Below are 25,877 nucleotides of genomic sequence, written 5' to 3'. Positions count from 1 at the left end.
AATATGGTGGTTTTTTATAGCCACAACCATTTAGAAAAGTAAGTAAAAGTGCTATAATAAATATATGAAAAATATTAACGTAGTTCTTAATCATTTAGTAACAAATCCTCTCTATTCAAGACTAAAGCATCAAAAATGTTTTGATTTAATTAAAAAATCTCTACCTGAACCTTTACAAAAAGGCATTCTTTTTATGTATGTAAAAAACGATACACTATTTTTTGCCCTAAAACATCCAGCATTTAAAATGGAATTTGATTATAAGCTCTCTTTAATTAAGACTCTATTAAGTTCTTTACCTCCACTGCAAGAGTCATGCAAAAATTACAACATAAAAAAAATAAAAACATTTGTTTCAAAGTTTACAACACAGTCTGAAGTTAAAACAGATACTATTCCTAAATATAAAGAGTGTGCGACAGGGCTTTTTGAAATAAAAGCTCAAAATGATGATATAAAAGAAAAATTTGAAATTATTAAGAGACAAATAACAAAATGCTTACAACACTAAAAAACTTACCAGACAAACCAGGGGTATATCAATATTTCGATAAAGATAGAAAACTTCTTTATGTAGGAAAAGCAAAATCACTTAAAAAGCGTGTAAAAAGCTACTTTAGGTTTACTCCTGAGTTGGCACCTGCTCAAAAACTTAGTCCTAGAATCTACAATATGGTCTCACAAATTGCGCATATTGAGACAATAGTTACAAATAGTGAGAGCGATGCTCTTTTGCTTGAAAATTCACTAATAAAGCAACTTAGACCAAAGTATAATATTCTTCTGCGTGATGATAAGACATACCCTTATCTCTATATTGATCTAAGTGAACCTTTTGCAAGATTGGAGTTAACACGTAAAGTAGTTAAAGGTAATAAAGTAAAATATTTTGGACCTTTTCCTAATGGATCAAAAGCTATTCTTTCATCTATTTATGAGCTTGTTCCATTAGTTCAAAAAAAATCTTGTATTAAGGGTAAAAAGGCTTGTCTCTTTCATCAAATCAAACGGTGTATGGCTCCTTGTGAAGGGAAAATTAGTCAAAAAGAGTACTCAAAACTCATAGATGAAGCTATCGGCTATATTCATAATAAAAAGGCTCTATTGACTGAACTTGAAAAGAGAATGGAAAAGTATGCTGAGCAACTTCGGTTTGAAGAGGCAGCACAGATTAGAGATCGTATAGAAGCAATTAAAAAAATTGAAGAGGTGAGCACTACAGATATAGCTAAACTTGAAGATTTAGATATATTCACCGTAGCTTTTGATGAGACAAGAGGGGTTGTAGTGCGTCTCTTTATGAGAGAAGGAAAGATTGTATCATCAAGTCATACATATATTGAAGAGATAGAAGAGCAAATAGGTGAAGAAGAGATTGAGGCTATATATAGAAGAACTATACTAGAGTTTTACACAGCTGAGACACCTTTTACGGCTCGTTCTATCTTAACTGCTCACAGCTTGAGTGATAGAGATGAACTTGAATCTATTTTATCTGAAAGATTTGGTAAACGCATACATTTGCACCACCCAAAACGTGGAGAGAAAAAACGTTTAATAGACCTTGGATTGCAAAATGCCACTGAACTTTTAAGACAGAAACGCAGCAAACCTCAATCTGATATTCTTGAGCGTATTAAGTCACTTCTAAATCTTACTAGCAAACCTACACGTGTAGAAGTTTACGACAACTCACATTTGATGGGAACTGCTACAGTAGGAGCGATGGTGGTTTATGATAATGAGAAATGGGACAAAGCATCATATAGGCACTATAACTTAAATGCTAAAGATGAATATCATCAGATGCAAGAGATGTTAACAAGGCGAATAGAGTCATTTAGTGAAACACCACCTCCAGATTTATGGGTTATAGATGGTGGAGAGACATTAAGGGTATTGGCAGAGAATCTACTAAAAAATGCAGGAGTAAACCTTCCTGTTGTAGGAGTTGCAAAAGAGAAAATTGATGCAAAAGCCCACCGTGCAAAAGGTTCAGCAAAAGATATACTCTACACTGAAGATGGAGAATTAAGACTTCAACCAACCGATACACGTCTTCAATGGTTTCAGAGGCTACGTGATGAAGCCCATCGTTTCGCAATATCATTTCATAAAAAACAGCGTCTTAAAAAAGAGAAGACTATATCTTTACTTGAAGTTAATGGTATAGGGCCAGCAAAAGTGAAACGGCTTTTAGACTTTTTTGGAACATTTGAAGAGATTAAGAAAGCAAATTTTGAAACTCTTTGTAAAGTACTATCTACTAAAGATGCCAAGACTTTAATAGATTTTTTTAAAAACTTTACTTAAAAACCATTACTTTATTTCTACCTGACTCTTTTGCTTTATATAGTGCCTGATCAGATTTTTCCAGTAAATCATCAACACTGCCATAAGATTTATTATATGCTACCAACCCTATACTACAAGTAATATTTATATTATCAAATTTACGATTTTCTATAGTTTCTCTTAAATGTTCACATTTTAAGAAAGCATTTTCTAAATTTGAATGTGTAAATATTAAAATAAACTCTTCTCCACCCCATCTTCCAAATATATCTGTATCTCTTATTGAATTTTTTACTAATTCAGAAAATTGTTTAAGCACATTGTCTCCACAACTATGCCCATGTTCATCATTAACACTTTTAAAAAAATCTATATCCATAATTGCTACACAAAAATCTACACCATATCTTTTAGCTTTATTAAACTCTATTTTTAATAATTCATTAATTTTTCTTCTATTATACAAGTTTGTAAGATAGTCTATATCTGCGCCATCTCTTGTAGCTTTTTTAAATACTCTTTATTCTCTTTCTCTTTTTCTGAAAGCAATACATTAGATCTATAAATAGCTAGTTCATTTACATAAATTACATAAAGCAATACCAAAGAAGAGATAACAAACCTTATATAACTATGAAAATTCCAATTTCCATTTTGCCATTCATCAATGCCAAAGTATGCTATTGTAAAAGCTATTGCATAAAAAATTAAAGATATTATAAGTCCTCTATTATGACCATTTAGAGGAATTATAAATATTGGTAAAAACATAATCCAAAATAGCCCATTGTCATTATTTTTATTTAGTATTAAAAATATTAAGAAAAAGAAGAATAGGTTAAAACTACTTATATTTACTGCTAAGTTTAAAGTATTTCTATTTTTTAGTTTTTTTATAGAATAAAGTGAAATAATAGAGGCTATTATATCTAGAAAAGCTACTGGATAGTTTTTATATATAAACAAATTTATAAAAGTAAATAAGATTAAAATAACTGTTGCTATGTATAAAAAAACTCTTACTATCATCTCTTTTCTAAGTTGAAAATAATCATTACTGTCTATATTTGCTGTAATTAAGTCATATACTGTCTTAAAAGACATAAAATACCTTTTTTAGTTCATTATAAATGATAACTTTTTTGGATTTAATTAAAAAATATTTGATTAGTTAATTCTAATAAATTTTTTTATTTAAATCACTCTGTTATGAAAAAGTTTGTAATACTATTACAGTAAAGATAAATAATTACTAAAATATTAATTTTTATATATTGTCACACTCAAGATCTATTCATAATTAAAAGTATTTAGTCTTACTTGAATTTTGTTTATAGTAGCCGTAATTACTTAGTAGAAAAATATAGAATATAGTAAATTTATTTTAAAGTAAAATATTAAGTAAGCAGAGAAAAACCCCTCTGCTTAACTTACTCAAGAATTAATGCCTCTTTTAAGACCTCTTCAATTCGTGTAACAGGAACTATCTCTAAATTCTCTTTTACACTTTCAGGAATATCATCTAAATCTCGCTTATAGTTTTTCATTGGAATAAGTACTTTTTTCATTTTCGCTTTATCTGCTGCAATCAGCTTCTCTTTTAATCCGCCTATAGGAAGAACTTTACCTGTCAATGTAAGTTCACCTGTCATTGCTACATCAGCACGTACTTTGTACTCTCCCAATATTGAGGCTATTGCGGTTGCCATTGTAATACCTGCACTAGGTCCATCTTTTGGAGTAGCACCTTCAGGAACGTGAATGTGAAGATCATATCTTTTATAGACTTCACTTGGCTCTAATTTAATATTCTCTTCCTTCTCTTTAGGTGTTTTAAAAATAATAGACTCATCTATTTTCAGTTTTCCTTGGTCAATTTGAGTCTTAACAACACTTAGTGCAATACGTGCAGACTCTTTCATAACCTCACCAAGGCTACCTGTAAGCTGTAGTCCGCCTTTGCCTTTTATCTTGATACTCTCTATTTTTAAAACATCACCACCTACTGCAGTCCAAGCCAATCCATTTACTACGCCTACAGTAGGAACATTGTCTGTTGGATCAATCTCAAATACAGGCTTATCTAAAAACTCTTTTAAATTTTTAACACTTACATTTACTTTTCCAATCTCCGGATTGGTCAAAATCTCTTTTGCAGCTTTACGTACCATATCTGCAACTCTTCGGCGCAAATTACGTACTCCTGCTTCACGGGTATAGTTTTCAATCACCATTTCAAGAGCTGCTTTAGAGATGGAAAACTCATTTTTTTTCAGAGCATGTTTTTTTAACTCTTGAGGAATCAAATAACGCTTGGCAATCTCATACTTCTCTTGCGGTGTGTAACTGCTAAGGAAAATAAACTCCATTCTGTCACGTAATGGTCCTGGAATAGCTCCAATATCATTAGCCGTTGCAATAAATATAACCTGACTAAGGTCAATATTAAAGTTCAAATAGTAGTCACGAAATTCACTGTTTTGCTCTGGATCAAGTATTTCAAGAAGTACCGAAGTTGGATCACCTCTCATACTTCTGCCGACTTTATCTATCTCATCAAGAACCATTACAGGGTTCATCTCGCCTGCATCAATAAGTCCTTGAACAATTCGCCCCGGCATTGCTCCAATATATGTACGTCTATGACCTCTAAGCTCATTAACATCTTCCAAACCACCAAGTGCGATACGTACCAATTTTCTTTTAAGTGCTTTTGCAATAGAGTTTGCCAAAGATGTTTTACCAACACCTGGAGGTCCTGCAAAACATAAAATAGCACCTTTTATCTGCTTATCTGCCACACCTCTAAGCTCTGCTAATTCACGTACAGAAAAGTATTCGACAATTCTCTCTTTTGGTTTTTTAAGAGAGTAGTGATCTTTATCAAGCTGTTTTTGAACATCTTCAACTTTAAGATGTTTCTTAGAATGTTTGCCAAATGGAACCTCTAAAACCCAGTCAAGATAACCTTGAATGAGGTTGGCATCAGCTGAATCTGGATGCATACGTGCAAAACGGTCAATTTGCTTCTTAACCTCTTTGTATGCATCTTTCTCCATAAATGGCTTTTTCTCTTCAAGCTTTTTATAGTACTCTTCAATCTCCTCTTCTCTTTGAGTATCAGTACCTAACTCTTGTTGAATCTGCTTTAACTGCTCTTTTAGAAAATACTCTTTATTTACCTTCTCTATACGGCTGTGAACTTTTGATCGTATCTCTTTTTGAAGTTTACTAGCTTCAATCTCTTCACTGATAATATCTATAAGCAAAAGAAGTCTTTTTTCTATATCTTCTTCTATAAAAAGCTTATATGACTCCTCTTTTTTTATCTTTATAGTGCTAGATATTAGATCAGCTATTCGATTAGGTTCATGATTCTCTTCTATTGTACGAAGAAGATCAGGTGGAAACTGATTGGAAACACTGGAAAGCTGTTTTAGCTTTTCACGCAATACTTCCATAAGAGCTTCAATCTTAAGTTCATTATATGGCTTTGTTTGAATAATATCCACTTTTGCAGTAAGAGGAGATTCACTTACAGGTTCAAGAATTTTACCTCTTGCAAGCCCTTGAAAAAGAACTTTTATTCTGCCGTCAGGTAGTGTAACTTTACGCATAATAGAGCCGACTACACCGGCATCATATATAGAATCGAATGTTCGCTCTCCCTCTTGCCCAGGCTTTGTGGTACAAACTAAAACCAGAGAATTTGTATCTACTGCTTCAACTGCTGCATGTACATTCTTTTCGTCACTCAAAAAAATTGGTGAAATCATAAATGGGTATAAAAAGATATCATCTTCTACGAGAATGGGTATCTCTGCAGGAAATGCGCTGTAATCGCTTAACTGCATTACTCCTCCCTTTTTTATTTAAATTTTTCTTAAATATAGTCTTTTTTCAAATTTTTGTCAAGGTACTAATATAACAACCAGTCAACCCAACTATTTGCAGGTGGCTGAATGTCGCCTTTTTTAATACGACTTTTACTATTTTTCTCTTCATAGATTTTAGATGCTTTATCTTTATCACGTCTTTTATAAAGTTTAGCAATACTCTCATTCATCATATATTCTGTCATTTCAAGTCTGACTTGAATAGTATGAACGTATGGTGTATAAATGCCATTTGGGTACTTTTCTATATAACTTTGAGCTTTTTTGAGTGTATCAAGTATTAACTTCTGATCACAACGTGGCGAGTTTAACCCTAAAAATGCAGCTTTTATTTTCAAATATTGAGCAAACTCTTTATTTTGCCGATTTCCATAACGTTTAATATACTCATCAAGATAGAAATTTGCCAATAGATACTCTTCAGAATCCATATGAGCCTGTACTAAAATTAGCATTGCTTCAGGAATTAGCGGAGAACTTATATGTTCACTCTCTAAAGATGTAAAGTAACTATCTGCTTTTTCAAGATTTCCTGATGAAACACTGCGTATTAACTTCTGATACCAATATATAGCAGGCTTTTCATACTCCTGTTCAACTTTTGAAGAACACCCATTATTAAATATTACAACAGAACCAAAAATTAAAAAAATTATAATATTACGAAACATTTAGAACCTTTATGTTAAACTTGGACAATGATTTTATCCGATATATCATTACTTATCTATTAAAGGAGACCTTTATGGAATATAAAGCTGTACTGCCAATATTTGGTTTTGATGGTTGTGAAAGAGTTTCTCTTGAACAAATTGATGATATTTTTTTCCGAATGGAAAACTTGGATGACAAATCTTTGCCATCATTTACACTTGTAATGCCAACAGCACTCAGAGATGACTATAACTTTGATATTCCAGATCATGTTGTACAAAAATTACAAATAGAGAATCCTGAAGATGTAAAAGTACTCAATATTATGATCTTAAATACTCCTATAGAGACTTCCCATGTTAACTTTATGGCTCCTTTACTTTTTAATACAAAAAAAGGTTTAATGGGACAATTTGTTATAGAACCAAAAGAGGGACAAAATTTTGGCATTGCTGATAAACTTGGCGATTACATTGCAAAAGAAGATATTTCATAAAATATATTAGGAGATTTTAACGTGAAAATTACCATCATTGGTCCTGGGAAAATGGCTCTAGCTCTGGCAAAAGGTTTGGAAAAAGAGCATGAACTCACCATTGTAGGACGAGATGGAGAGAAACTGTTACAGTTTACCGAACAGCTTTCAAAACATGCAAAAACAGCTCTTTTAGATAAATATGAGATAGATGGTCAAACAGTTTTACTATGTGTAAAACCATATGCACTTAAAGATACATCTGCGCATCTTAAAGGTAAAGCTAAAACTCTCTACTCAGTATTGGCAGGTACAGATATTGCAAGCCTTAAAAAAGCTATTAAAGCAGAAGAGTATATTAGAGCTATGCCAAATCTCTCAGCTGAATTTTTCTCATCTATGACTACTTTGACCGGTGATAAAACAAAAAGGGATGAAGCCGAACAACTATTTTCATCTATTGGGCAAACACTGTGGGTTGAAAGTGAAAAAGAGCTTGATATTGCAACAGCAATAGCAGGAAGCGGACCAGCATACCTAGCTTTGGTTGCAGAAGCATTAGCCGATGGAGGAGTCAAAGAGGGATTAAAACGATCAGATGCCATTAAACTGGTTGAAGGACTATTTTCAGGATTCTCCCCTCTTCTTAAAAACAATCATCCAGCCATAATAAAAGATGCAGTTATGAGTCCTGGCGGTACTACAGCAGCTGGTTATGCAGCACTCGAAGAAAAAAGTACACGTGACGCATTCATAAAAGCTGTCCAAGCAGCCTATAATAAAACCAAAAAATAGATGTTGTGTATAGAGATATACACAACACTTCTTACCACTTAATAGCAAAAATTTCCTATCTACATTTTGTCTTAGTTAAGATTAGTCAAAACTAATCTGTCTTATACTTTAAAATAGATGCTATGCAATAAAAGGCGCTATCATGAAAAAGCTTGTTTTACTATTTTCACTGTCGATAACTTTACTCGTGGCAAAAACAATCATTGTAGATCAAAACTCCAGTCATTGTATTGAAGGTGACTTTTATGTCAACACTATAAGCGATGCTATTTCTAATGCTGATGATGGTGATACTATTAATATATGTCCAGGAACATATAATGAATCTATAACTATAAATAAAAAAGATTTAATTATTAGAGGTGTTGGTGAAAATATTGATGATGTTGTAATTGATAGTAACGGATACACCATTAAAATTACTTCTGCAAGCAATTACAATATGGTTATGGAGCATTTTAGATTAAGATCTAGAGAAAGAGCATATGAAGCTGCTATATGGGCAGATGGAAATACAAATAATAAAATTATCTTAAAAGATTTAATTATTGATTCGGATGGAAAAGGCTTGATGTTTCAAAATGGCTTCTCCTGTGCAAAAAATATAACTATTAGAAGCAGAAAAAGAGGCATAGATATTGGTACACCTAAAGGTCCCATATTTATTGACGGTTTTGATATAAACAGTGCAGAAGCTGATGGAATTTGGATTGGTAGTGATAAAAATATTGATGTATTCATAAGAAACAGTATGATTTCAGCAAAAGATAATGGTATACAAATTGATAAAGCCTCAAATATTTTAATAGATTCAGTATGTGTTAGTTCAAGAAAAAGAGGAATATATCTTCCTGCAAATGCACTTAATCCAATTGTAAAAAATAGCATAATAACAAGTAGTTCTACTGATGAGCCAGCACTGGTTCTTGAAGTAAACCAATATGGATTTCCACGTATAACAAACAACTGTTTCTATGGAGTACATCAAGTAAAAGCAACTAATAGAAACAGCTATTTCAATGGTAATTACTTTGATGGTGTAGAAGACATTGACAACAATGAAAAAATCTCTAGTAATGATAGTGAAAAACTAGAAACGCAAGATGGTGATGAATCATACATAGAAGACTATAACTATAGACACACTTGTCAAAACAGGTGCAGAATAGGAGATATTGAGTATACTTGTCCATATAGTGAATCTTATCCTATTACAGAAACTAAAACGGGACCTTTTGATGCTTGGGATGACTACAACAACTTTCGTGGAGTATTTGATAGAAATATATCTACAAAAATTGCAGGAAAAAGTTTTAAACTTACAATAGCTTCAATGAACAGATACAATAACGGCATTGAAACAAAAGAGAATATAGATATAAAATTTAGGCTATATGATAAAAGTAACTCTGAATACCTTGACAATGATTGGATAGATTTCAATGCATCTGCAGGCAAAGATGGACCGAGCAAACAATATACATTTACAATTGAAGAAGCACATAAAGATGTAGTTGTCAAATTTAGAGTTTGTGCAAGTAAAGATGATTCACTCTATATCTTATACCCATATAATGAGTGTGAAGTTGATCATGATGAACAAGATGACGATGATGACTGCAATGATACAGATGAACTTCATAGTTATATTGATGATATTCATGAAAATATAAATGATAATGACGATAATGATAATGATGACGATGACGATGACGACGATGATGAAAAAGAGTTTATTGAGTTTGAATCAAGTGACTCATTTGCAATAAGACCAAATAGTTTTCAAGTAGATAATCCAAATAAAATAAAAAAGTATATAAAAGCTGGTAATTTCAACATCATAGTTAAAGCTGTTAATGAAATAAATGATACTGTAAAAGACTATAACGCATCTATTATCTCTTTAAATATTCAACCAACTCTTTTTATTCCAGATGAGCTCAATATATCTTGCCCATCAAATGGCTATGTTAAAATAGAAAACAAGAGTCAAAAGTTTTTGAATGGAGAGATTAATGCAACTATAAAATTCAGCGAAACAGGTCTGTTTAAATTCAAAGTAAGCGAAAAAAATGGAAGCGAGTGGGCATATGTAGATAGAGATGATACAAATGATGATATAAGATATATTCAACCTTCAGAAATAAAGTTTGCTTTTATTCCTTATAAATTTGAAACAAATGCTACATATGAAACAACAAATGGAAAAGATTGGGTATATATGAATACCATACCCAAATCATCAATACCAAAAATGTCTGCATATATCAACTATACAGTCATTGCAAAAAATGAAGATGGAAATATTACGCAAAACTTTACAAACCAATGTTTTTCTGATGAAAGCTATGAATATCGCACTACATTTGATCTATATCTTAATACAGAAATCAATAGCAGCAGTGAAATAAATATAAGCCAATATGACGACAACAATTACACTAATTGCTCATTAAACATAGGTAAGAACAGTATCAAAAGTATAATAAAATCATCTCAATTTACAAATGGCATAGGAAAAGCAAAAATATATTTCAATATAGATAGAGATAAAACAAAAGCTGTACCTCCAATATTAATTACTCTGCTAGAGGTAAACTCATCAAGTACCTCATCTGATTATAATGATATTAATGTCATAGGTAAAAAAGATATAAACAGTTCTAAAAAATTCTATTATGGAAGAGTTTATGCACCAAACTATCGCTTAACAGACAATAATCAAACAAAGATATTTGCAGAAATTTATTGTGGAGAAACATCTTCTTTATGTCCAAGTGACTATGAAAAGTCTGTTGATAATGAACTTTGGAGAATAAATAGAGATCACTCTTTAACTGATGGAGAACTTCAATTAATTCCAATTCAATCAGAAGTGACAATAAATACTGAATCAGATACATTTCAAGCAGGAGCAATTCAACCAAATATTACATATGATGGCTCAAAAGGTTACCCATTCTCAACACGTATTAAAATTGTTCCAGACAGCTGGCTGATCTATAACCAATACGATCAAAATGCTAAATATAAATCATTTTTTATTGAGTTTTACAATTCAACAACAAATGGATGGACAGGAAAAGGTTATAACATAGGGCTGCATGTTGATGAAAATAGTTCAAAAGTTCCAAATAAAAGAATAAATTGGTAAAAATATGAAGCAAGCTTTTACTCTAATAGAGTTGATAATATCAATTGTTGTTATCGGCCTGGCATTTTCTGCCATACCTTTGATGTTGCAACAAGAGAGTAAAAAGGAGATAGAAAATATTAAACAAGAAGCAGTTATGATAGCCATAATAAAAGCTGGTAATATTCTATCTTATGCTTGGGATGAAGCAATAGCTGAACAAAGAGAACTTGGAGTTAAAGATAAGGTTTTAGATGTTAAAAATGGTCTTTCTAAATACGATCGATACCCAGATATAAATTCAACTTACCGCATAGGACATTTTAAGGGTGATAGTCGCAGATCATTTTACGTAAATCAAATATTTGCATCAGAAGAACTTCAAATGGATATAAACGACACAATACCTGATGATATGGATGACTTGATAGGAGATATTTTTATTTCAGGCGATTCAACAAACGAACATGAATATAAGGATAAATATAAAATATCAACTACAATGCGTTATGTTCAAGACTATAATATGTCAATGCCATCTGATAACTCTACAAATATTAAAGAGTTTACTGTTACAGTTAAAGATAGTAATGAAAATATTATCACATCCATCACTGCTTTTAGCACAAATATTGGTCAACAAGATCTTCTTATACGATCATGGGAATAAAAATATATAAAAAAAAGAGTGCTTTTACTCTACTAGAAATTATAATTGTGCTTGTTGTTTTTGGAATTGTTTCATCTATATCGGCAGATATTTTTGTAAAAATATATAATGCATATCTTTCATCTCGTTCATTAAATGAAATTGAAACAAAAACTGAACTTGCGCTTGAGTTGATAGCAAAAAGATTACAAAATAGAGTTCCAGGTAGTGTAATAGTAAGTAAAAATCCTGATGGAACTGTTTATGGAGAAGATTTTATTTCTTTATCACAAGTAAATGGTGAGTTTCAAAACTTAGAGTGGATTAGTTATGATATTGATACATTCATAGGAGAGTGGAATGGTTCAATCTATAGACCAAATTGGAGCGGTTTAGTTGATCTGTACCACCCTGAAACCAATGTAACTACAATTATATCTCCAGGAAGCAATTTTAATATAGACTTTTCTAACAGAGTAGTAATATTTGACAAGATATGTCCAGCTCAAGACTTTGGATTACATAATACACTTGATCATAATTGTGCTCTTTTAGTAGAGAACAACTTGAGTAACATAAAACTTCTACTTAAAGAGAACCCTGAAAAAGAGATGGTAGAGCACTACTATATTGCAAAAGAGGCATATGCCATTGTAGCCGAAGGAGATGATGAGGATTTTAACTTGACACTACACTACGATTACCAACCATGGGATGGAGAAAATTACAACTCATCAGATGCAAAAAAATCTCTGCTTATTGATCATGTTAACAGATTTCGTATAATGCAAACAGCAGATGGCACAGCAATTCGCATTAAACTGTGTGTATGGGCACCATTTGCAGATGAAGAGAGAAGAAACTTCAACGCATCTGTATGCAAAGAAAAAATTATATATTAAGGATCAACTATTTGAGACACGGTTTTACACTTCTTTTAGCTATTGTAATAATGGTACTTATAGGTACATTAATGAGCCTGATGCTAAGTTTTACAACTACAACATCAAAGCAGACAGAAGATATTTACCTTAAAGAGCAAGCAGAACTTATAGCAAGAAGTGCAACAGAGTACGCTCTTTTAAAAATTTCCGGCAATAATTGGTCAAATGGAGAGTGCATTAACAATATAAATGATCTAAATAGATACAAAAACTTTGATGTGAATATAACTATATACTACTTTGGAAAAGGTCTACCATCTAGTTGCAATATATTAGACAATAATCTATACACAAAAGAGTCAAATGGAACAGCACTAATAGATGTTATTGTCTCAATAACAGATCCTATAACCTCAGAAAAGATTAATTTTCATAAACGGACTATACAAAAACCTTGAATAAATGGAAAAATTACACACAAATTGGGTATAATATTTTAATTTTAATATAAGGAGTTTACCAATGAATATAAGCATTGTAGGTCGACATTTTGAATTGACTGATGCCATTAAACAACATATTGAAAGTGCTATTGACGGTTTGAAAAAATATAATCTAGATATCATTTCTACTCGTGTTGTAATAGATGCAGATGAGCGAAACGGTAAAAAAGGTTACAGCGTAGAGTTTGTTATCAATATGGCAAATAAAAATACTGTTGTCATTAGACAAAAAGACAAAGATGTTTATGCTGCTGTCGACTTGGCTATTGATCGTGCTCACAAAGTTTTAAGAAGACATCATGATAAAGTGACTGAACATAAATCTGTAAGACCAGATGAACTTGCTGCAGCACACGAAGCTGAAATTGCTGCTGCTTTAGCAGATGATACTGATGAAATTGTTCCAACAGAACTTGAACTTTACAAACCACTTGAAATAGAAGAGGCACTAAATCTACTAAAATCTTCACCAGATAAACAGTTTATAGTATTTAATGATATGGATGGAAAAATGAGAGTGCTTTATCGAAGAAATGATGGACGTTTCGGTCTTTACTAAGAGTCTCAAAGGACGGGTTTTACCCGTCCACTTTTGCTTTCGCCTCTTTTACTATCTCTTCATCTTCTGCCAAATCAAGCCAAATAAACTCTTTACCACTTTGAGCTTTACCTGTTAAAAGATCACCTGACTTTCTAAACTTCAAATCTAACCTTGCAATCTCAAAACCGTTTGTAGTTTTAGCAAACTCTTTAAGGCGAATATTGTTTTTATCGTGAGTAAAGAGATAACAGTACCCTTTTAAACCATTTCTACTTACACGTCCTCTTAACTGATGAAGTGTAGCAAGCCCCATTCTCTCAGCACCAACAATGATGATGGTAGATAATTTAGGCAATGAAATTCCAACCTCTATAACTGTTGTAGCAAGCAGTATCTTACCATTTTGAGCAAACTCTGCAAGCACTTCATCTTTTAGCTTATCTTTACCGTGTGTTACATAGACTCCATCAAACCTACTCTTCCAAAACTCTACACTCTCTTCTAATGAACGATAGTTGATCGACTCACTCTCTTCCACCAAAGGGTAAACTACCAAAACCTGCCTACCCTCTTCAACCTCACACTTTATATGCTCTAAAAGAGAGGCAAAATCACTTTTGTCTATTATGCGTGTTGTAATATCTTTGACAAATGGTGTTGACTCAATGAGAGTAACATCTATTAAAGCTGAATCTATCATCGCTTGAGTTCTTGGTATTGGAGTAGCTGAAAATTGTAAAAAATGGGGCTTGGCTTTTTCTTTATCTTTTGAGACAATCTGCTCTAAAAGTTTACGCTGTTCGGTACCAAAACGGTGCTGTTCATCAACCATAATTAGCGGTGCTTCGGGAAGATCACGATAAAGAAGTGCGTGTGTACCTATGATAAAATGATCACTCTCTATGTCGCCTATCTCTTTACTCTGCGTTACCAGTGCAATCTTTACAAACTTAGGCAACCACTTTTTTGCCTCTTCATAAAGTTGTCTGGCTAAAATGGATGTAGGTGCCATTAAAACAGCTCTATTTGGATAAGCCATCATTGCAGATGCTAAAATTACCATTGTCTTTCCTGACCCAACATCACCAACAATCATGCGCCTTGCGGCAAATTCAGATCTTAAATCGTTTGATATATCTTCAATTGCCCTTTTTTGATCATCTGTCAACTCAAAAGGTAGGTTTGCTAAAAAAGGCTCAATCGATCCATTTAATTTACACATTGAAGAGAAACGAATACGTTTACCCTTTAACCTTTGAAAATGATCAAGTGCTTCTGCAAACTTTAATGCTTCAACTGTTTTTGGTCCAAACCCTCCATATTTTCTATATAGTCTTAACCACGTATCATCAGGCTTATGAGCTCTTACAATAAGAGATGCTCGTGCTTCATCAAGTCCTTGTGCTTTTAAATTTTCCAAAGTTACAAGATTATCAATTATTCTTCTATAAACATCTTGTCTTAGTTTGCACTTGTATTTTGGAACAATTTCACCTATTTTTGAAATCTTCTTTGGATTTACAACCTGCAGTTTTGATCCGAATCTCTCTATCTTGCCTTGCAAATAGTGTTTAAGACCTGGTTTAAAAAGTGCGCTATGGTAAGGTTTAGGATGAAAAATAGTAACTTCTATTGACTGATCACACAAAGAAGAGTTTACAGTAATAACCAACCGTTTAGGCTGTTTAGCAACTGATACAACTTCTGCTTCAAAAGTATGTATCTCTCCAATAATTAATTCATTTGAAAGCCTTGTATCAAGATAAGATACAGGAGTATGTATGGCAAGTTCAAGCAAAGATGCAAACCCAGCCTTCGATAACATATCTTTGCTTGTACTTGACACTTCTTTTTTATCCTTTTTTCTATTCAATAAATCTTACTATTCCTATACCGATACGACTAAATTATAGTTGTAACTCACTATTTTCAATAATAGAGATTGACTGTTCCTTTAACTTTGGCAAACCATAACGTATAATCCATTCTATAATAGCTAAATTGACACCTTCATAATCATGTGCTATGTATGTTCTAACATCATACATACCTTTGAGATCATTAGGATCATATTTATTTAAAATAGCATTAGCCTGTGACTTTTTAAGTTTATCAAATTGCTCTGCAATTGCAACCATATGCATTAAAATAGCTGGACGCATAGTAACTGTATCTTCTAACGCATTAGATACTCCTCCAGCATTTTTAACAATCTGCTCAATATATTCAATTTTTTCCAAAATCAGATATACTTTACTAATTAATTCTTTAGACATAAATTGTTCTATCAATAATAAATTTTTTTGCAGTTTGTCCCATACCACTACGATCAGCAAGATCAACTTTTACACCCAAAATATTACTTATCTCTTTTTCAATATCTTTTAGTCTAGCAATTGCTGAAAAACCATATCTTGCTGCAAATTCAGGTGTTGCTTCAACTAAGATATCAATATCACTTTCTGGCGTAGCTTGGTCATGAGCATATGAACCAAATAGTCCATAAATTTTCAATCCCTCTTTTTCATACTTTGGTTTCAGTTTTGATAATTGATTTATTATTATTTCTTTTGTCATGTTTCCATTATATCAAAACATTGAATATTTTCTTATGCTTCAATGCTTTCAAAACATTGCTTTGCATAACTTATATCATTATTTTCCTATATTAACAATGTAATACAAGTAATACAATAACTTGGACATAAATAAGTCCAAAGTTATTTTTTATCCGTTACAATAGCAAATGACAGCTTCAATAGTTCAGGATGTTTTGCAATAAACTCATTTAAATCTTCCAACTTAAGCTCTTCTATAAGCTCTAGCTGTTTTTTAGAAAAACCAAGCCTTAAGCCCTTGTAGTATTCGTTAAAAGCACGGCTTAGACGTTGAGATAGTGTTTCATTTCTCAAAGGCTCAGAGCCAAGCAGGAACATTTTGGCATCATCAAGCTCTTTTTGTGTTACACCCTTTTTTACAAACTCATCTATAACTTCAAGCACTACTTTTTTAGCCTCTTCCTGGCTTTCAAGTTTTGTCTGCAGATATCCACTAAAATAGCTGCTGCTTCTGTTTAAAACAATGCGTCCATAAGCTGAATATGCTAATCCTCTTTTTACACGAATCTCTTCCATCAAACGACTTCCAAAACCGCTACTGCCTAAAATGAATGCTGCAACTTTTGCCTTGTAACTCTCTGGATCATCAACCCTCATATTAAAAGGTGATCCAAAATAGATATAAGCTTGTTCTGTCGGTTTAACTTCAATAGAGGTCTTTGATTTTTCACTTGCTTCAAAAAATGGCAAAGGTTCAACCTCACCAACAGTTAAAGGTTTTAGAGCCTCTTTTGCATATGCTTTAGCTTCATCAATCGATAAACTGCCGCCTATCACAATAATTGCACGCTTTAAAACCAGATGATTTTTTAAAAAGTTCTGTACATCACTTAATTTCAGAGCCTTAATATCATCAACTGTTCCATCAGCAGGTCTCTCTAATGGTGTTCCTTCAAAAAGACTCTTTTTAAGCAACAGACTTGCTTGATAGTCATAATCGCTCTCTTTTCGCATCAATGAACCAATGGTTGTAGTTTGTACCTTTTTAAAACTCTCTTCTGTAAGATTTGGCTCTTTAAGAAGCTCAGCAAAAAGTTTAATACCATCATCAAACTCCTCTTTCAAGCTCCCAAGCTCAAAAACAAATGTCTCTGTTCCTGAGTGACTACTCAAGCTAATAGCCTTCTCTTCTAATGCTTTTGCAAATCCTGTTGAACCAAGTTTTTTTGTCCCCTCATTCATCATACGGGCAGAAAATTTTGCAAGTCCTGGATGCTCACCATCTGCCAAAGAACCGCTATACTGGAAAGTTACCTGCATTGAAACTATCGGCAGTAATCGCTCCTCTTCAAAAATAAGAGGTATTTCAACACCATTTATCTCAACTTTATCTAAAATTGCACTCATCAATACTCCTTGCAGTAACAACAGACCCAATAATATTTTTTTCATATCTTTTCTCTCACCTTTGAGCTCTGTCAATAGACCTCTAAAATCTCATAGGCTGTATTGCGTTTTGCCGGAGTTTCACCGATATCACGAATAAGCCGTATCATCTCCTGCTGATTCATTCTGTTTGCAGCACCTGCAGCTTTGACAACATTCTCTTCCATCATTGTACTACCAAGGTCATTTGCGCCATACTGCAGTGCCATCTGACCAATGTAACTTCCCTGAGTAACCCATGAACTTTGGATATTTTTAACATTGTCTAGAAAAAGCCTACTAACAGCAAGAAGTCTAAGGTATCGATTAGGGCTTGTTTTTTTGGTAACTATACCCTCTTCTGCTAGCTTTGTATGGTGCGGCTGAAAACTCCACATAATAAAAGCACGAAAGCCGCCAGTTTCATCTTGAAGATTTCGTATGTGCTCCCAATGCTCAACAATCTCTTCATCTGTTTCTACTGTACCAAACATCATTGTAGCTGTAGATTTAATGCCATTTTTATGTGCCAATCTATGGACACCAAGCCAATCTTTGACATCTATCTTTTTAGGTGCTATTATATCTCGCACCCTGTCACTTAAAATTTCAGCTCCAGCTCCTGGAATAGAGCTAAGTCCCTTTGCAGCCAGGCGCTTAAGCACCTCTTCAACACTTATGCGTGATACTTTGGCAATATAGTCTATTTCAACTGCACTAAATCCGTGAATAGTAACTTCTGGGTACTTTTGATGAATATGCTCTACAAGCTCTTCATACCACTCAATTTTAAGTTTAGGATGCACACCACCTTGAAAAAGGATCTGCGTACCACCAATCGATAGAAGCTCTTCAATCTTTTGATCAATCTCTTCAAAAGTTAAAACATAAGCATCATCATCTTTACCGTGTCTATAGAAGGCGCAAAATTTACAATCGACCCAACATACATTTGTATAGTTTATATTACGGTCTACAACAAATGTAGTAATCTTTTTAGGATGCAGTTTTGCCTTCATTTCACTTGCCATACGACCAAGTGTTTTAAGGTCTGCATTACGGATCAGATTAACCGCCTCCTCTTTGCTAAGACGGCTCATGCCTCTTCACCCTTTTTAGAAGTGGTCTTTTCAATAGCATCAAGAACACCGTTGACAAATTTTGGAGACTGATCACTGCCAAGCTCTTTTGCAAGCTCAACTGCTTCATTGATAACAACAGCTCTATCAAGTTCGGTATAAAGCAATTCATATGTACCTAAACGCAAAATTGACTTGTCAACATGATCTAAACGCTCAAAGTCCCAATCTTTCAGATGTGCCTTAATCTCACTATCGATAGTCTCTAAATGACTCAATACACCATTATAAAGACCAAGTGCAAACTCTCTTTGCTTATTTCTTATCTTCTTCTCTTCAAGCAGATCTTCACTAAACTGCTGAACTTCAGGATTACCTATATCGTGGGCATATAAAAGACCTATTACTGCCCCTCTGGACTGATGACGTGTTGCCATTACTCCTCCATTGCCCGGTATAGATCAAGCATCTCTATAACGCCTGCCATAGCTTCAAAACCTTTATTTCCAGCTTTACTACCTGCACGCTCGATTGCTTGTTCAATAGTATCGGTAGTAAGTACTCCAAATGCTACAGGTTTGCCATATTTAAGCGTTGTACTGGCTACTCCTTTGGTTGCTTCTGCCGCAACATAATCAAAGTGTGGAGTAGAACCTCTAATGACAGCACCAACACAACAAACGCCATCATACTTACCGCTTGCAAGAGCCTTTTGTAGAGCAAATGGAATCTCAAAAGCTCCAGGTACTAAAATAAGATCTAAGTTTTCCTCTTTACCACCATGACGCAAAAAGGCATCACGAGCACCTTCAACTAAACGATCAGTAATAATATGATTAAATCTGCTTGCTATGATAGCAATATTTTCACTGCCGTGTAATCTTAACTTTCCTTCTATAACATTCATCAAACTACCTTCATTTGAATTTTTGCTATTTTACCATACTACTGCACTATTTCTCTAATAGCTTTAATCTGTTCAATAAGCTTTTCCAACTCTTCCAATCGTACCATATTTGGACCATCGCTTAAAGCAGATGCCGGATCAAAATGTGTTTCAAAGAAGAAACCATCTACTCCGGTTGCTGCAGCTGCACGAGCTAAGTAAGGAACAAATGAGCTGTCACCGCCTGTTTTTCCACCCTGCCCTGGCATTTGAACACTGTGAGTAGCATCAAAAACTACCGGTGCAAACTTTCGCATAATAGGAAGAGAGCGCATATCTACAACCAAGTTTCCATAACCGAAAGTAGAACCTCTTTCAGTCAACCAGACACCCGCTTTTTTACTTGTTTCATAATCGCACGTTTCAAAACCTCTGGTTTTAAGAACTTTAAGTACAGAATACTGCATATCTGCAGGAACCATAAACTGTCCCTTTTTAATGTTCACAATGCAGTCAGTCTTTGCTGCTGCTACCAACAAATCTGTTTGACGACACAAAAAAGCGGGAATCTGTAAAACATCGACAACTTCACTGACTCTTTGAACCTGATGTGATTCATGTACATCTGTCAATGTTTTGTATCCAAACTCTTTTTTTATCTCTTCAAATATCTTCATTCCCTCTTCAAGACCTGGTCCACGGTAACTCTCTAGTGATGTACGGTTTGCCTTGTCAAAACTGGCTTTAAAATAGAAATCTATAGTCTCATCTTCATCATACTTTTTTAACGATTCTGCAATACGAAAAACAGAGTCTCTACTCTCAATTACACAAGGTCCTGCTATTAAAATCATCTCATTCCTTTCTATACTACTTTTTTCTTGCAACAATAATCCCCGCAGTAACAATTAGAGCTATTCCTCCCCAAGTAATTGGATCAGGAAAAGGATCTCCAATTAATAATCCAACCATAATAGAAAATAGAATATTGCTATAACTTACTGCCCCAACAATTCCAGCCTGTGTTGCTGCATAAGCTTTAGTCATATATATTTGAGCAAGTGTTGCAAACAGCCCCAGCATAATAATATATCCCCACTCTACTCCTGATGGCATAACAAAAGAAGCAAATAGCATATCAAGCTCTTCTGTTGCTACATATGGGGAGAGTGCCATTAAAACAAGTGGTCCAACAGTACCTACGCCCATAAATGAGAGAACAATTGCACGTGTATCGTAATACTGTCTTAATTCTCGCACCGCTGTGTATGCAAGTGCTGCTCCTACTCCGCTGAAAATTCCAAGCCATGCAGTTTTATCTAACATCATGCCAGTTGGCTTTGCTATTAAAACAATGCCGATAAAACCTATAGCAAGAGCAAGCCACCCACGAACACCCAGTGCCTCTTTCAAAAAGATCCAAGCAAACAGAGCTGTAAATATTGGTGAAGTTTTTGAGTATGTCATTGCATCACCCAAAGGGATATGACCAATATTGTAAAAGAATGCCAAAAGTGCCAAAAAGCCCATCAATCCTCTAAAGAGAAGTAAAAATGGCTTTCCACCGGTATGTGTCATAGGTTTTTTAAGAATAGTAGCAGCTACTAAAAAAAAGCCAAAGACATTGCGAAAAAAGACTACTTCAATAGAAGGAAGATGAGAACTCAACATTTTTGCAAATGCACCCATTAATGCAAACATTAAAGATGCAAAAAGCATATACCGAACACCGGCATCAATTTTTAAAAGTCTTGCTTTCACTTTCAGTTGTGCTTAGAAAACTGAGTCAAGTTACCGCGAATATCGCCAAACATAATAACATCTTTTAAAACTGCTTTTTTAACTACAAAATCTGGTCTCAATCCAAGATACAACTCTCCACCTTTAGAGCCAAAAAGCTTTTGATAAACAGTTACTTTAAGATAACAGGAAGCTTCACCCAATAAATCTTTAACCTTTTTAATATCATCACCAACTACAGTAGAAACCCGAACATTTCCACTGTTTTTCTGTGCACCTACAGCTTTTAACATCTTATCAAAAGGCTTTTGGCAGTTTTTTAAAATAGTCTTTACATTGAAATAGAGTGAAATTATATCATTCTCAGCAAAATAAGGAAGTATGCCACTGCTTTCGCTTTCTAATTTGCCATCTCTAAATCTTTCTTCTTTATACTCAATTTTTTTATCTTTTCTATTAAATGTATAGATTTTAATACGCTTTTTACCCTTACGGCTTATATCTTTACGAAAAACATCTGGTCTTAATGTACCATCAGGCATAATGGTACCTTCACTCTCATACACTTCAACACGTCCTCCGCTAAGAACCTTTGCCAAACCTGTAGCATATGCTATCATCTTTATCTTGTAATGACCATCTTTTTTTACAAGTCTAGCCTCAGACTCACCCATTTTACCAAAAATTCCATACTCTATCTTATATTTGGCATCAATAGTTTCAGCCTGTAAAATCGATACTAAAATAATTAAACTTGCTAACCATTTCATAACTTTACTCATACTATTTTCCTTTAATCAGTGTATTTAAACATAATATTTGATAAAATCCTATTAAATTCTTGCAAACAAAAGAGAGAGATGAAAAAAATAGCAATTTTAGGACAACCAAACGTAGGAAAAAGCTCACTTTTTAACAGATTCGCAAAACGTCGAATAGCCATTACTTCAGATATGGCAGGAACAACACGTGATGTAAAAAAAGAGTTAATAGACTTTGACGGCAAAGAGGCAGAGATAGTAGATACCGGCGGAATAGATGAGAGCACAGAGCTGTTTCGAAGTGTAAAAAACAAAGCAATAGAAGCAGCAGAAATTGCCGATATAATCATCTATATGGTAAATGGAAAGAGTTTGCCAGATGGTCGTGACAAACAGCTCTTTTACAAACTTCAAAGCCTTGGAAAACCAATAGCATTGGTAATCAATAAAATAGATAATGATAAAGAGGAAGAGAGAGCCTGGGAGTTTAGTGAATTTGGTGCACAAAACCAGTTTGCAATCTCTGTATCACATAATCGTCGTGTAGGTCAATTGATAGAGTGGATAAAAAGTCATTTGGATGAACCTGAACTTGTTTTAGAACTTGATGATGAAGATGATGCATTGGAAAATCTCATTTCCCGTTTTGATGAAAGCGGTACTCTCAAAGAAGAAGAGAACCTTAATGAAATCGGCGTTGCTATCATAGGACGTACCAATGTTGGAAAAAGTTCTCTTCTTAACGCACTGCTGGGAAGCGAACGTGCTGTTGTAAGTGATGTTGCAGGAACTACAATAGACCCTGTTGATGAAAAGATTATAGTAAAAGATAAAACAGTTACTTTTATAGACACTGCTGGTCTGCGTCGTCGTGGAAAAATTCAAGGTATTGAGCGGTATGCATTGGGTCGTACAAGACAAATGCTGGAAAAAGCAGATATTGCTCTGCTGGTATTAGATGCAAGCGCACCTTTGAGTGAACTTGATGAAAAGATTGCAGGACTTGTAGATGAGTACAAACTTGGCTGTATAATTGTTCTAAATAAATGGGATGAAGCTTTAGGAACTTATGATGAAATTGTAGAGGAGCTGCGCTACCGATTTAAATTCCTTAGTTGGGCACCAGTTATAACTGTATCGGCAAAATCGAAAAAGAGAGTACATAAAATCACCGATATGCTTTTAAAAGTTTATGAAAACTATACTCGTCACATTCCTACACGAGAGCTTAATGATGTTATCAAAAATGCTACAATCAAACACCATATTCCAAGTTTTAAAGGAAAAGCTGTAAACATACTGTTTGCATCACAATATGAAATCAAGCCTCCTAAAATAGCACTAATATCAAATAGACCAAAAGGAATTCATTTCAGCTATATACGCTATTTAAGCAACCAAATAAGAGAAAATTTTGATTTGGAAGGAACACCTCTGATTCTTATTCCTAAAAAACGTGGAGAAAGAGAAGAGGATAACAGTGAAGATTAAGAGCTAACTTATTTTAGCACTTAAATTTCAACATTAGCTTCCGGGCAATGGGTAGCTCACACTCTTTGCCTTTCAATACATAGTAGAGTTCATAAATATTTTCCATAATGTACTCTACATCTTCAAAAGCATCTTTTGTACCGGCTATCAATACTTCATCTCCAATTTGTATTGGAATATTTGGTTCAGGAAGTAAAATCTCTTCCTCTCCCCTTCTAATATATAAAATTAACAGCGTATTGCTCTTTGTACAATCATCTCTTCTTCTATACAAAATGGAGTATGGCAACTCCTCTTTTCCCTCTTTTAAATACTTAACAAGAGCATAAGCATGATTTTCATCTATTACTGTCTCCAGAGTTTCAGGATTATTATTAATATGCTCTTTTAAAAGAGTAATAACACGTTTTCCCCACTCTTCACCTCTGTAACCCATTAAACGTATAAATCTGTCTGCCAAAGGTCTTGCAATAATATTGTAAGTCTTTTTTACCATTAAAGTTTCTATCATAATTACACGATTTATTTTGGCAGCTTTAAAAACAATACTATCATTCAAACGATTTTCACGTGCAACAGTATAGATCTTTGGATTGATTCTCTTTGCAGCCATTATGATTGAAAGATTTAACAAGTCATCTTTTGTTGCAGCAATTATACAAGATGCTTCTTGCACATCTGCCTTTAAAAGTATCTTCTTATCATCAGCATCTCCAATGATCACCTTTTCACCACGCTTAGCTTTCGCAGCTTTTTCAGGACTAGCTTCAATAAAAACATAATCTATGCCTGCACGTTTTAGACCAACTTCCAGTGCTGTTCCCATACGGCCATAGCCACAAACTATATATTTTCCGCTTTTTGGAAGGCGATCTTTTTTTCTTAGAACTAAAGGATCGCCATATAACCACTGTTCAAGCATCAAAAGAGATGGTGACTTCAGTGCCAAATAGATACGTTTTGCAACTATTTTAAAAGGGTTTTCAACTATATCAGCACCTATTGTCTTAAGGTTTTGTGCATACTCCTCTTCTGTAGCTTCAACAATAACAGTTACATTTTTATTCATCAATTTTGCAGAGAGAGCAACTTGCAAATTCATTGCATCATCATTAAAAAGAGAAACAACAGCCTTGCAATTATGTTTATGGATTCCCGCTATTCTAAAGACTTCTGGGTCTTCAACATCACCGACAAGTGCAGGAACTTCAATAGCATAATTTTGCAAAGAGAGCATTTTGATCTTATCTTCATTTTTTTCAATAACAACACTTCTAATGCCATCAACAGTTAATCTGTCTATAATAGCTTTGGTCATAGAGTTATAACCAACAAAGATAATAAAAGGATCTTCCATTTTTCTTATTTTTCTTTGAAATTGAGCCAAAGCTATCTGTGCAGCCAATACTTTATCTTGTACTAATGAAATTATTGAACCTATAGCATAGAACCAACCTACAACAGTCAGGTAGATACAAAAACCTACCCATAAACGCTGAGGATATGTAAACTCATATGGTGATTCTCCAAACCCTATAGTTGTTGCCATATAAGATACAAAGTAAAATGCATCAAAAAAGCTTAAATGGTATGTATTACCCTGATCATCAACACCAGGAATGAGAACCATTCCAAGAATTGAAATAGAGAAAGTCACAACCAATACGTACATAGGAGTACGCATACGTTTAATGATCAGATATAATGAGTTATTTTGCAACGTATGTTACCTTTTAGATTTTAGAACATCACCTGTAAAGAGTATAACTGAAATAATATTTGCCAACAATGCACCGCCAGAAAAAGAGATAATAGCAGTTACCGTCTCTACATTCATTCCAGTTACATACTCACCTAATGCCCATATAGATGCAGCTCCAATCAACTGTATGTCTGCAACAAGACTAGTAGCAAGAAGTACCGCTCCAAGCTGTGTTTTATCTCCAAGTTTATAGATTGTAGCAATCAAGTTTACAACAATTGCAGCAAAAAGTTCATATCTGTTATGCTGTTCAAGCACTGAAGGGTCACCATAAAAGAAACCAAAATTCAGTGTAAGAGCCATAATAATAAAAAAGCCTGAAATGACTTTCTCTAAATTCATAAGAAAAC

Annotated in this window: 26 protein-coding genes; 10 read left to right on the top strand and 16 right to left on the bottom strand. The window is 33.8% G+C overall.

Going from position 1 to position 25,877, the window contains the following annotated elements; translation table 11 throughout:
- The first annotated feature begins 64 nt into the window (after window positions 1-64).
- Together BM227_RS03000 and uvrC are read left to right on the top strand one after the other, a co-directional pair.
- Window positions 65-511 carry a hypothetical protein gene (locus BM227_RS03000; RefSeq protein WP_092911051.1) on the top strand — a complete coding sequence of 149 codons (447 nt, stop codon included), beginning with the start codon at window positions 65-67 and terminating at the stop codon, window positions 509-511.
- A complete protein-coding gene (gene uvrC, locus BM227_RS02995; RefSeq protein WP_092911049.1) occupies window positions 496-2,313 on the top strand; it encodes an excinuclease ABC subunit UvrC in 1,818 nt (605 codons plus the stop codon). The genes BM227_RS03000 and uvrC overlap by 16 nt, the downstream gene beginning before the upstream one ends.
- On the opposite strand, the gene BM227_RS02990 is transcribed toward uvrC, so the two are convergent.
- From BM227_RS02990 to BM227_RS02975, 4 genes are all read right to left on the bottom strand, one after another.
- Window positions 2,306-2,761, bottom strand: coding sequence for a GGDEF domain-containing protein (locus BM227_RS02990; protein WP_177201964.1), 456 nt, complete (start codon window positions 2,759-2,761; stop codon window positions 2,306-2,308). The genes uvrC and BM227_RS02990 overlap by 8 nt on opposite strands.
- Window positions 2,762-2,775: 14 nt before the next feature.
- On the bottom strand, window positions 2,776-3,399 hold the full coding sequence (locus tag BM227_RS02985; RefSeq protein ID WP_092911045.1) for a hypothetical protein: 624 nt from the start codon (window positions 3,397-3,399) through the stop codon (window positions 2,776-2,778).
- Window positions 3,400-3,725: 326 nt separating this feature from the next.
- Window positions 3,726-6,149 carry an endopeptidase La gene (gene lon, locus BM227_RS02980; RefSeq protein WP_092911043.1) on the bottom strand — a complete coding sequence of 808 codons (2,424 nt, stop codon included), beginning with the start codon at window positions 6,147-6,149 and terminating at the stop codon, window positions 3,726-3,728.
- A 65-nt stretch (window positions 6,150-6,214) separates the two neighbouring features.
- Entirely contained in the window at window positions 6,215-6,862 is a 648-nt protein-coding gene (locus BM227_RS02975; RefSeq protein WP_092911041.1) for an outer membrane protein assembly factor BamD, read from the bottom strand.
- A gap of 74 nt (window positions 6,863-6,936) precedes the next feature.
- On the opposite strand from BM227_RS02975, the gene fliW reads away from it, so the two are divergent.
- The 7 genes from fliW to hpf all read left to right on the top strand — a co-directional run bounded on the left by fliW (window position 6,937) and on the right by hpf (window position 13,843).
- Window positions 6,937-7,341, top strand: a complete 405-nt coding sequence (gene fliW / locus BM227_RS02970) for a flagellar assembly protein FliW (RefSeq protein ID WP_177201963.1) — start codon at window positions 6,937-6,939, stop codon at window positions 7,339-7,341.
- Between the two features lie 21 nt (window positions 7,342-7,362).
- Window positions 7,363-8,115 carry a pyrroline-5-carboxylate reductase gene (locus tag BM227_RS02965; protein WP_092911037.1) on the top strand — a complete coding sequence of 251 codons (753 nt, stop codon included), beginning with the start codon at window positions 7,363-7,365 and terminating at the stop codon, window positions 8,113-8,115.
- Between the two features lie 142 nt (window positions 8,116-8,257).
- Window positions 8,258-11,269 carry a hypothetical protein gene (locus tag BM227_RS02960; RefSeq protein ID WP_092911036.1) on the top strand — a complete coding sequence of 1,004 codons (3,012 nt, stop codon included), beginning with the start codon at window positions 8,258-8,260 and terminating at the stop codon, window positions 11,267-11,269.
- 4 nt (window positions 11,270-11,273) lie between these two features.
- Window positions 11,274-11,918: a pilus assembly FimT family protein gene (locus BM227_RS02955; RefSeq protein ID WP_092911034.1), complete on the top strand. Its 645-nt coding sequence runs from the start codon at window positions 11,274-11,276 to the stop codon at window positions 11,916-11,918.
- Window positions 11,909-12,799, top strand: coding sequence for a type II secretion system protein (locus tag BM227_RS02950; RefSeq protein ID WP_092911032.1), 891 nt, complete (start codon window positions 11,909-11,911; stop codon window positions 12,797-12,799). Before BM227_RS02955 ends, BM227_RS02950 begins: the two co-directional genes overlap by 10 nt.
- Before the next feature lie 11 nt (window positions 12,800-12,810).
- The gene (locus tag BM227_RS02945) at window positions 12,811-13,239 is read left to right on the top strand and encodes a type II secretion system protein (protein WP_092911030.1); all 429 of its coding nucleotides are present in this window, start codon (window positions 12,811-12,813) and stop codon (window positions 13,237-13,239) included.
- A gap of 64 nt (window positions 13,240-13,303) precedes the next feature.
- Window positions 13,304-13,843, top strand: a complete 540-nt coding sequence (gene hpf / locus BM227_RS02940; protein WP_092911028.1) for a ribosome hibernation-promoting factor, HPF/YfiA family — start codon at window positions 13,304-13,306, stop codon at window positions 13,841-13,843.
- Between the two features lie 19 nt (window positions 13,844-13,862).
- Here hpf and recG read toward each other — a convergent pair whose 3' ends face one another.
- The 10 genes from recG to BM227_RS02890 form a co-directional block, all read right to left on the bottom strand.
- Complete coding sequence (gene recG / locus BM227_RS02935; protein ID WP_281244289.1) at window positions 13,863-15,671, bottom strand: ATP-dependent DNA helicase RecG; 1,809 nt, start codon at window positions 15,669-15,671, stop codon at window positions 13,863-13,865.
- Between the two features lie 61 nt (window positions 15,672-15,732).
- A complete protein-coding gene (locus BM227_RS02930) occupies window positions 15,733-16,101 on the bottom strand; it encodes a HepT-like ribonuclease domain-containing protein (RefSeq protein WP_092911026.1) in 369 nt (122 codons plus the stop codon).
- Window positions 16,094-16,402, bottom strand: coding sequence for a nucleotidyltransferase family protein (locus BM227_RS02925; RefSeq protein ID WP_092911025.1), 309 nt, complete (start codon window positions 16,400-16,402; stop codon window positions 16,094-16,096). Before BM227_RS02925 ends, BM227_RS02930 begins: the two co-directional genes overlap by 8 nt.
- 143 nt (window positions 16,403-16,545) lie before the next feature.
- Window positions 16,546-17,835, bottom strand: coding sequence for a M16 family metallopeptidase (locus BM227_RS02920; RefSeq protein ID WP_245757004.1), 1,290 nt, complete (start codon window positions 17,833-17,835; stop codon window positions 16,546-16,548).
- A gap of 26 nt (window positions 17,836-17,861) precedes the next feature.
- Complete coding sequence (locus BM227_RS02915) at window positions 17,862-18,908, bottom strand: dehypoxanthine futalosine cyclase (protein WP_092911023.1); 1,047 nt, start codon at window positions 18,906-18,908, stop codon at window positions 17,862-17,864.
- Window positions 18,905-19,324 (bottom strand): transcription antitermination factor NusB, encoded by a 420-nt coding sequence (nusB, locus tag BM227_RS02910; RefSeq protein ID WP_092911021.1) that lies wholly within the window; start codon window positions 19,322-19,324, stop codon window positions 18,905-18,907. Before nusB ends, BM227_RS02915 begins: the two co-directional genes overlap by 4 nt.
- Window positions 19,324-19,794 (bottom strand): 6,7-dimethyl-8-ribityllumazine synthase, encoded by a 471-nt coding sequence (gene ribH, locus BM227_RS02905; RefSeq protein ID WP_092911020.1) that lies wholly within the window; start codon window positions 19,792-19,794, stop codon window positions 19,324-19,326. The genes nusB and ribH overlap by 1 nt, the downstream gene beginning before the upstream one ends.
- Before the next feature lie 38 nt (window positions 19,795-19,832).
- Complete coding sequence (kdsA, locus tag BM227_RS02900) at window positions 19,833-20,642, bottom strand: 3-deoxy-8-phosphooctulonate synthase (protein WP_281244292.1); 810 nt, start codon at window positions 20,640-20,642, stop codon at window positions 19,833-19,835.
- A gap of 1 nt (window position 20,643) precedes the next feature.
- Window positions 20,644-21,492, bottom strand: a complete 849-nt coding sequence (locus BM227_RS02895) for a DMT family transporter (protein ID WP_092911154.1) — start codon at window positions 21,490-21,492, stop codon at window positions 20,644-20,646.
- Between the two features lie 44 nt (window positions 21,493-21,536).
- Window positions 21,537-22,295, bottom strand: a complete 759-nt coding sequence (locus tag BM227_RS02890) for a DUF3108 domain-containing protein (protein ID WP_092911016.1) — start codon at window positions 22,293-22,295, stop codon at window positions 21,537-21,539.
- 78 nt (window positions 22,296-22,373) lie between these two features.
- Between BM227_RS02890 and der the strand changes: the two genes are divergently transcribed.
- Window positions 22,374-23,765 (top strand): ribosome biogenesis GTPase Der, encoded by a 1,392-nt coding sequence (der, locus tag BM227_RS02885; protein WP_092911014.1) that lies wholly within the window; start codon window positions 22,374-22,376, stop codon window positions 23,763-23,765.
- Between the two features lie 13 nt (window positions 23,766-23,778).
- Here the strand turns inward: der and BM227_RS02880 are convergent, their stop codons facing one another.
- Window positions 23,779-25,485 (bottom strand): potassium channel family protein, encoded by a 1,707-nt coding sequence (locus tag BM227_RS02880; protein WP_092911012.1) that lies wholly within the window; start codon window positions 25,483-25,485, stop codon window positions 23,779-23,781.
- Window positions 25,486-25,491: 6 nt separating this feature from the next.
- Complete coding sequence (locus tag BM227_RS02875) at window positions 25,492-25,869, bottom strand: DUF6394 family protein (RefSeq protein ID WP_092911010.1); 378 nt, start codon at window positions 25,867-25,869, stop codon at window positions 25,492-25,494.
- Window positions 25,870-25,877 lie beyond the last annotated feature (8 nt).

It is taken from the genome of Hydrogenimonas thermophila (assembly GCF_900115615.1).
GTDB lineage: Bacteria > Campylobacterota > Campylobacteria > Campylobacterales > Hydrogenimonadaceae > Hydrogenimonas > Hydrogenimonas thermophila.
Note: the sequence above shows the minus strand (reverse complement) of the source record. Positions and strands in the feature narration are given on the sequence as shown.

Excerpts from the sequence above, each read along its gene's own strand:
- BM227_RS02950 (WP_092911032.1), top strand. The coding sequence starts at position 11,909 with ATGGGAATAAAAATATATAAAAAAAAGAGTGCTTTTACTCTACTAGAA.
- BM227_RS02975 (WP_092911041.1), bottom strand. The coding sequence starts at position 6,862 with ATGTTTCGTAATATTATAATTTTTTTAATTTTTGGTTCTGTTGTAATA.
- BM227_RS02920 (WP_245757004.1), bottom strand. The coding sequence starts at position 17,835 with ATGAAAAAAATATTATTGGGTCTGTTGTTACTGCAAGGAGTATTGATG.
- BM227_RS02925 (WP_092911025.1), bottom strand. The coding sequence starts at position 16,402 with ATGACAAAAGAAATAATAATAAATCAATTATCAAAACTGAAACCAAAG.
- hpf (WP_092911028.1), top strand. The coding sequence starts at position 13,304 with ATGAATATAAGCATTGTAGGTCGACATTTTGAATTGACTGATGCCATT.
- nusB (WP_092911021.1), bottom strand. The coding sequence starts at position 19,324 with ATGGCAACACGTCATCAGTCCAGAGGGGCAGTAATAGGTCTTTTATAT.
- BM227_RS02915 (WP_092911023.1), bottom strand. The coding sequence starts at position 18,908 with ATGAGCCGTCTTAGCAAAGAGGAGGCGGTTAATCTGATCCGTAATGCA.
- ribH (WP_092911020.1), bottom strand. The coding sequence starts at position 19,794 with ATGAATGTTATAGAAGGAAAGTTAAGATTACACGGCAGTGAAAATATT.
- lon (WP_092911043.1), bottom strand. The coding sequence starts at position 6,149 with ATGCAGTTAAGCGATTACAGCGCATTTCCTGCAGAGATACCCATTCTC.
- BM227_RS03000 (WP_092911051.1), top strand. The coding sequence starts at position 65 with ATGAAAAATATTAACGTAGTTCTTAATCATTTAGTAACAAATCCTCTC.
- BM227_RS02930 (WP_092911026.1), bottom strand. The coding sequence starts at position 16,101 with ATGTCTAAAGAATTAATTAGTAAAGTATATCTGATTTTGGAAAAAATT.
- BM227_RS02890 (WP_092911016.1), bottom strand. The coding sequence starts at position 22,295 with ATGAGTAAAGTTATGAAATGGTTAGCAAGTTTAATTATTTTAGTATCG.
- BM227_RS02895 (WP_092911154.1), bottom strand. The coding sequence starts at position 21,492 with ATGCTTTTTGCATCTTTAATGTTTGCATTAATGGGTGCATTTGCAAAA.
- BM227_RS02960 (WP_092911036.1), top strand. The coding sequence starts at position 8,258 with ATGAAAAAGCTTGTTTTACTATTTTCACTGTCGATAACTTTACTCGTG.
- uvrC (WP_092911049.1), top strand. The coding sequence starts at position 496 with ATGCTTACAACACTAAAAAACTTACCAGACAAACCAGGGGTATATCAA.
- BM227_RS02955 (WP_092911034.1), top strand. The coding sequence starts at position 11,274 with ATGAAGCAAGCTTTTACTCTAATAGAGTTGATAATATCAATTGTTGTT.
- BM227_RS02875 (WP_092911010.1), bottom strand. The coding sequence starts at position 25,869 with ATGAATTTAGAGAAAGTCATTTCAGGCTTTTTTATTATTATGGCTCTT.
- fliW (WP_177201963.1), top strand. The coding sequence starts at position 6,937 with ATGGAATATAAAGCTGTACTGCCAATATTTGGTTTTGATGGTTGTGAA.
- BM227_RS02985 (WP_092911045.1), bottom strand. The coding sequence starts at position 3,399 with ATGTCTTTTAAGACAGTATATGACTTAATTACAGCAAATATAGACAGT.
- der (WP_092911014.1), top strand. The coding sequence starts at position 22,374 with ATGAAAAAAATAGCAATTTTAGGACAACCAAACGTAGGAAAAAGCTCA.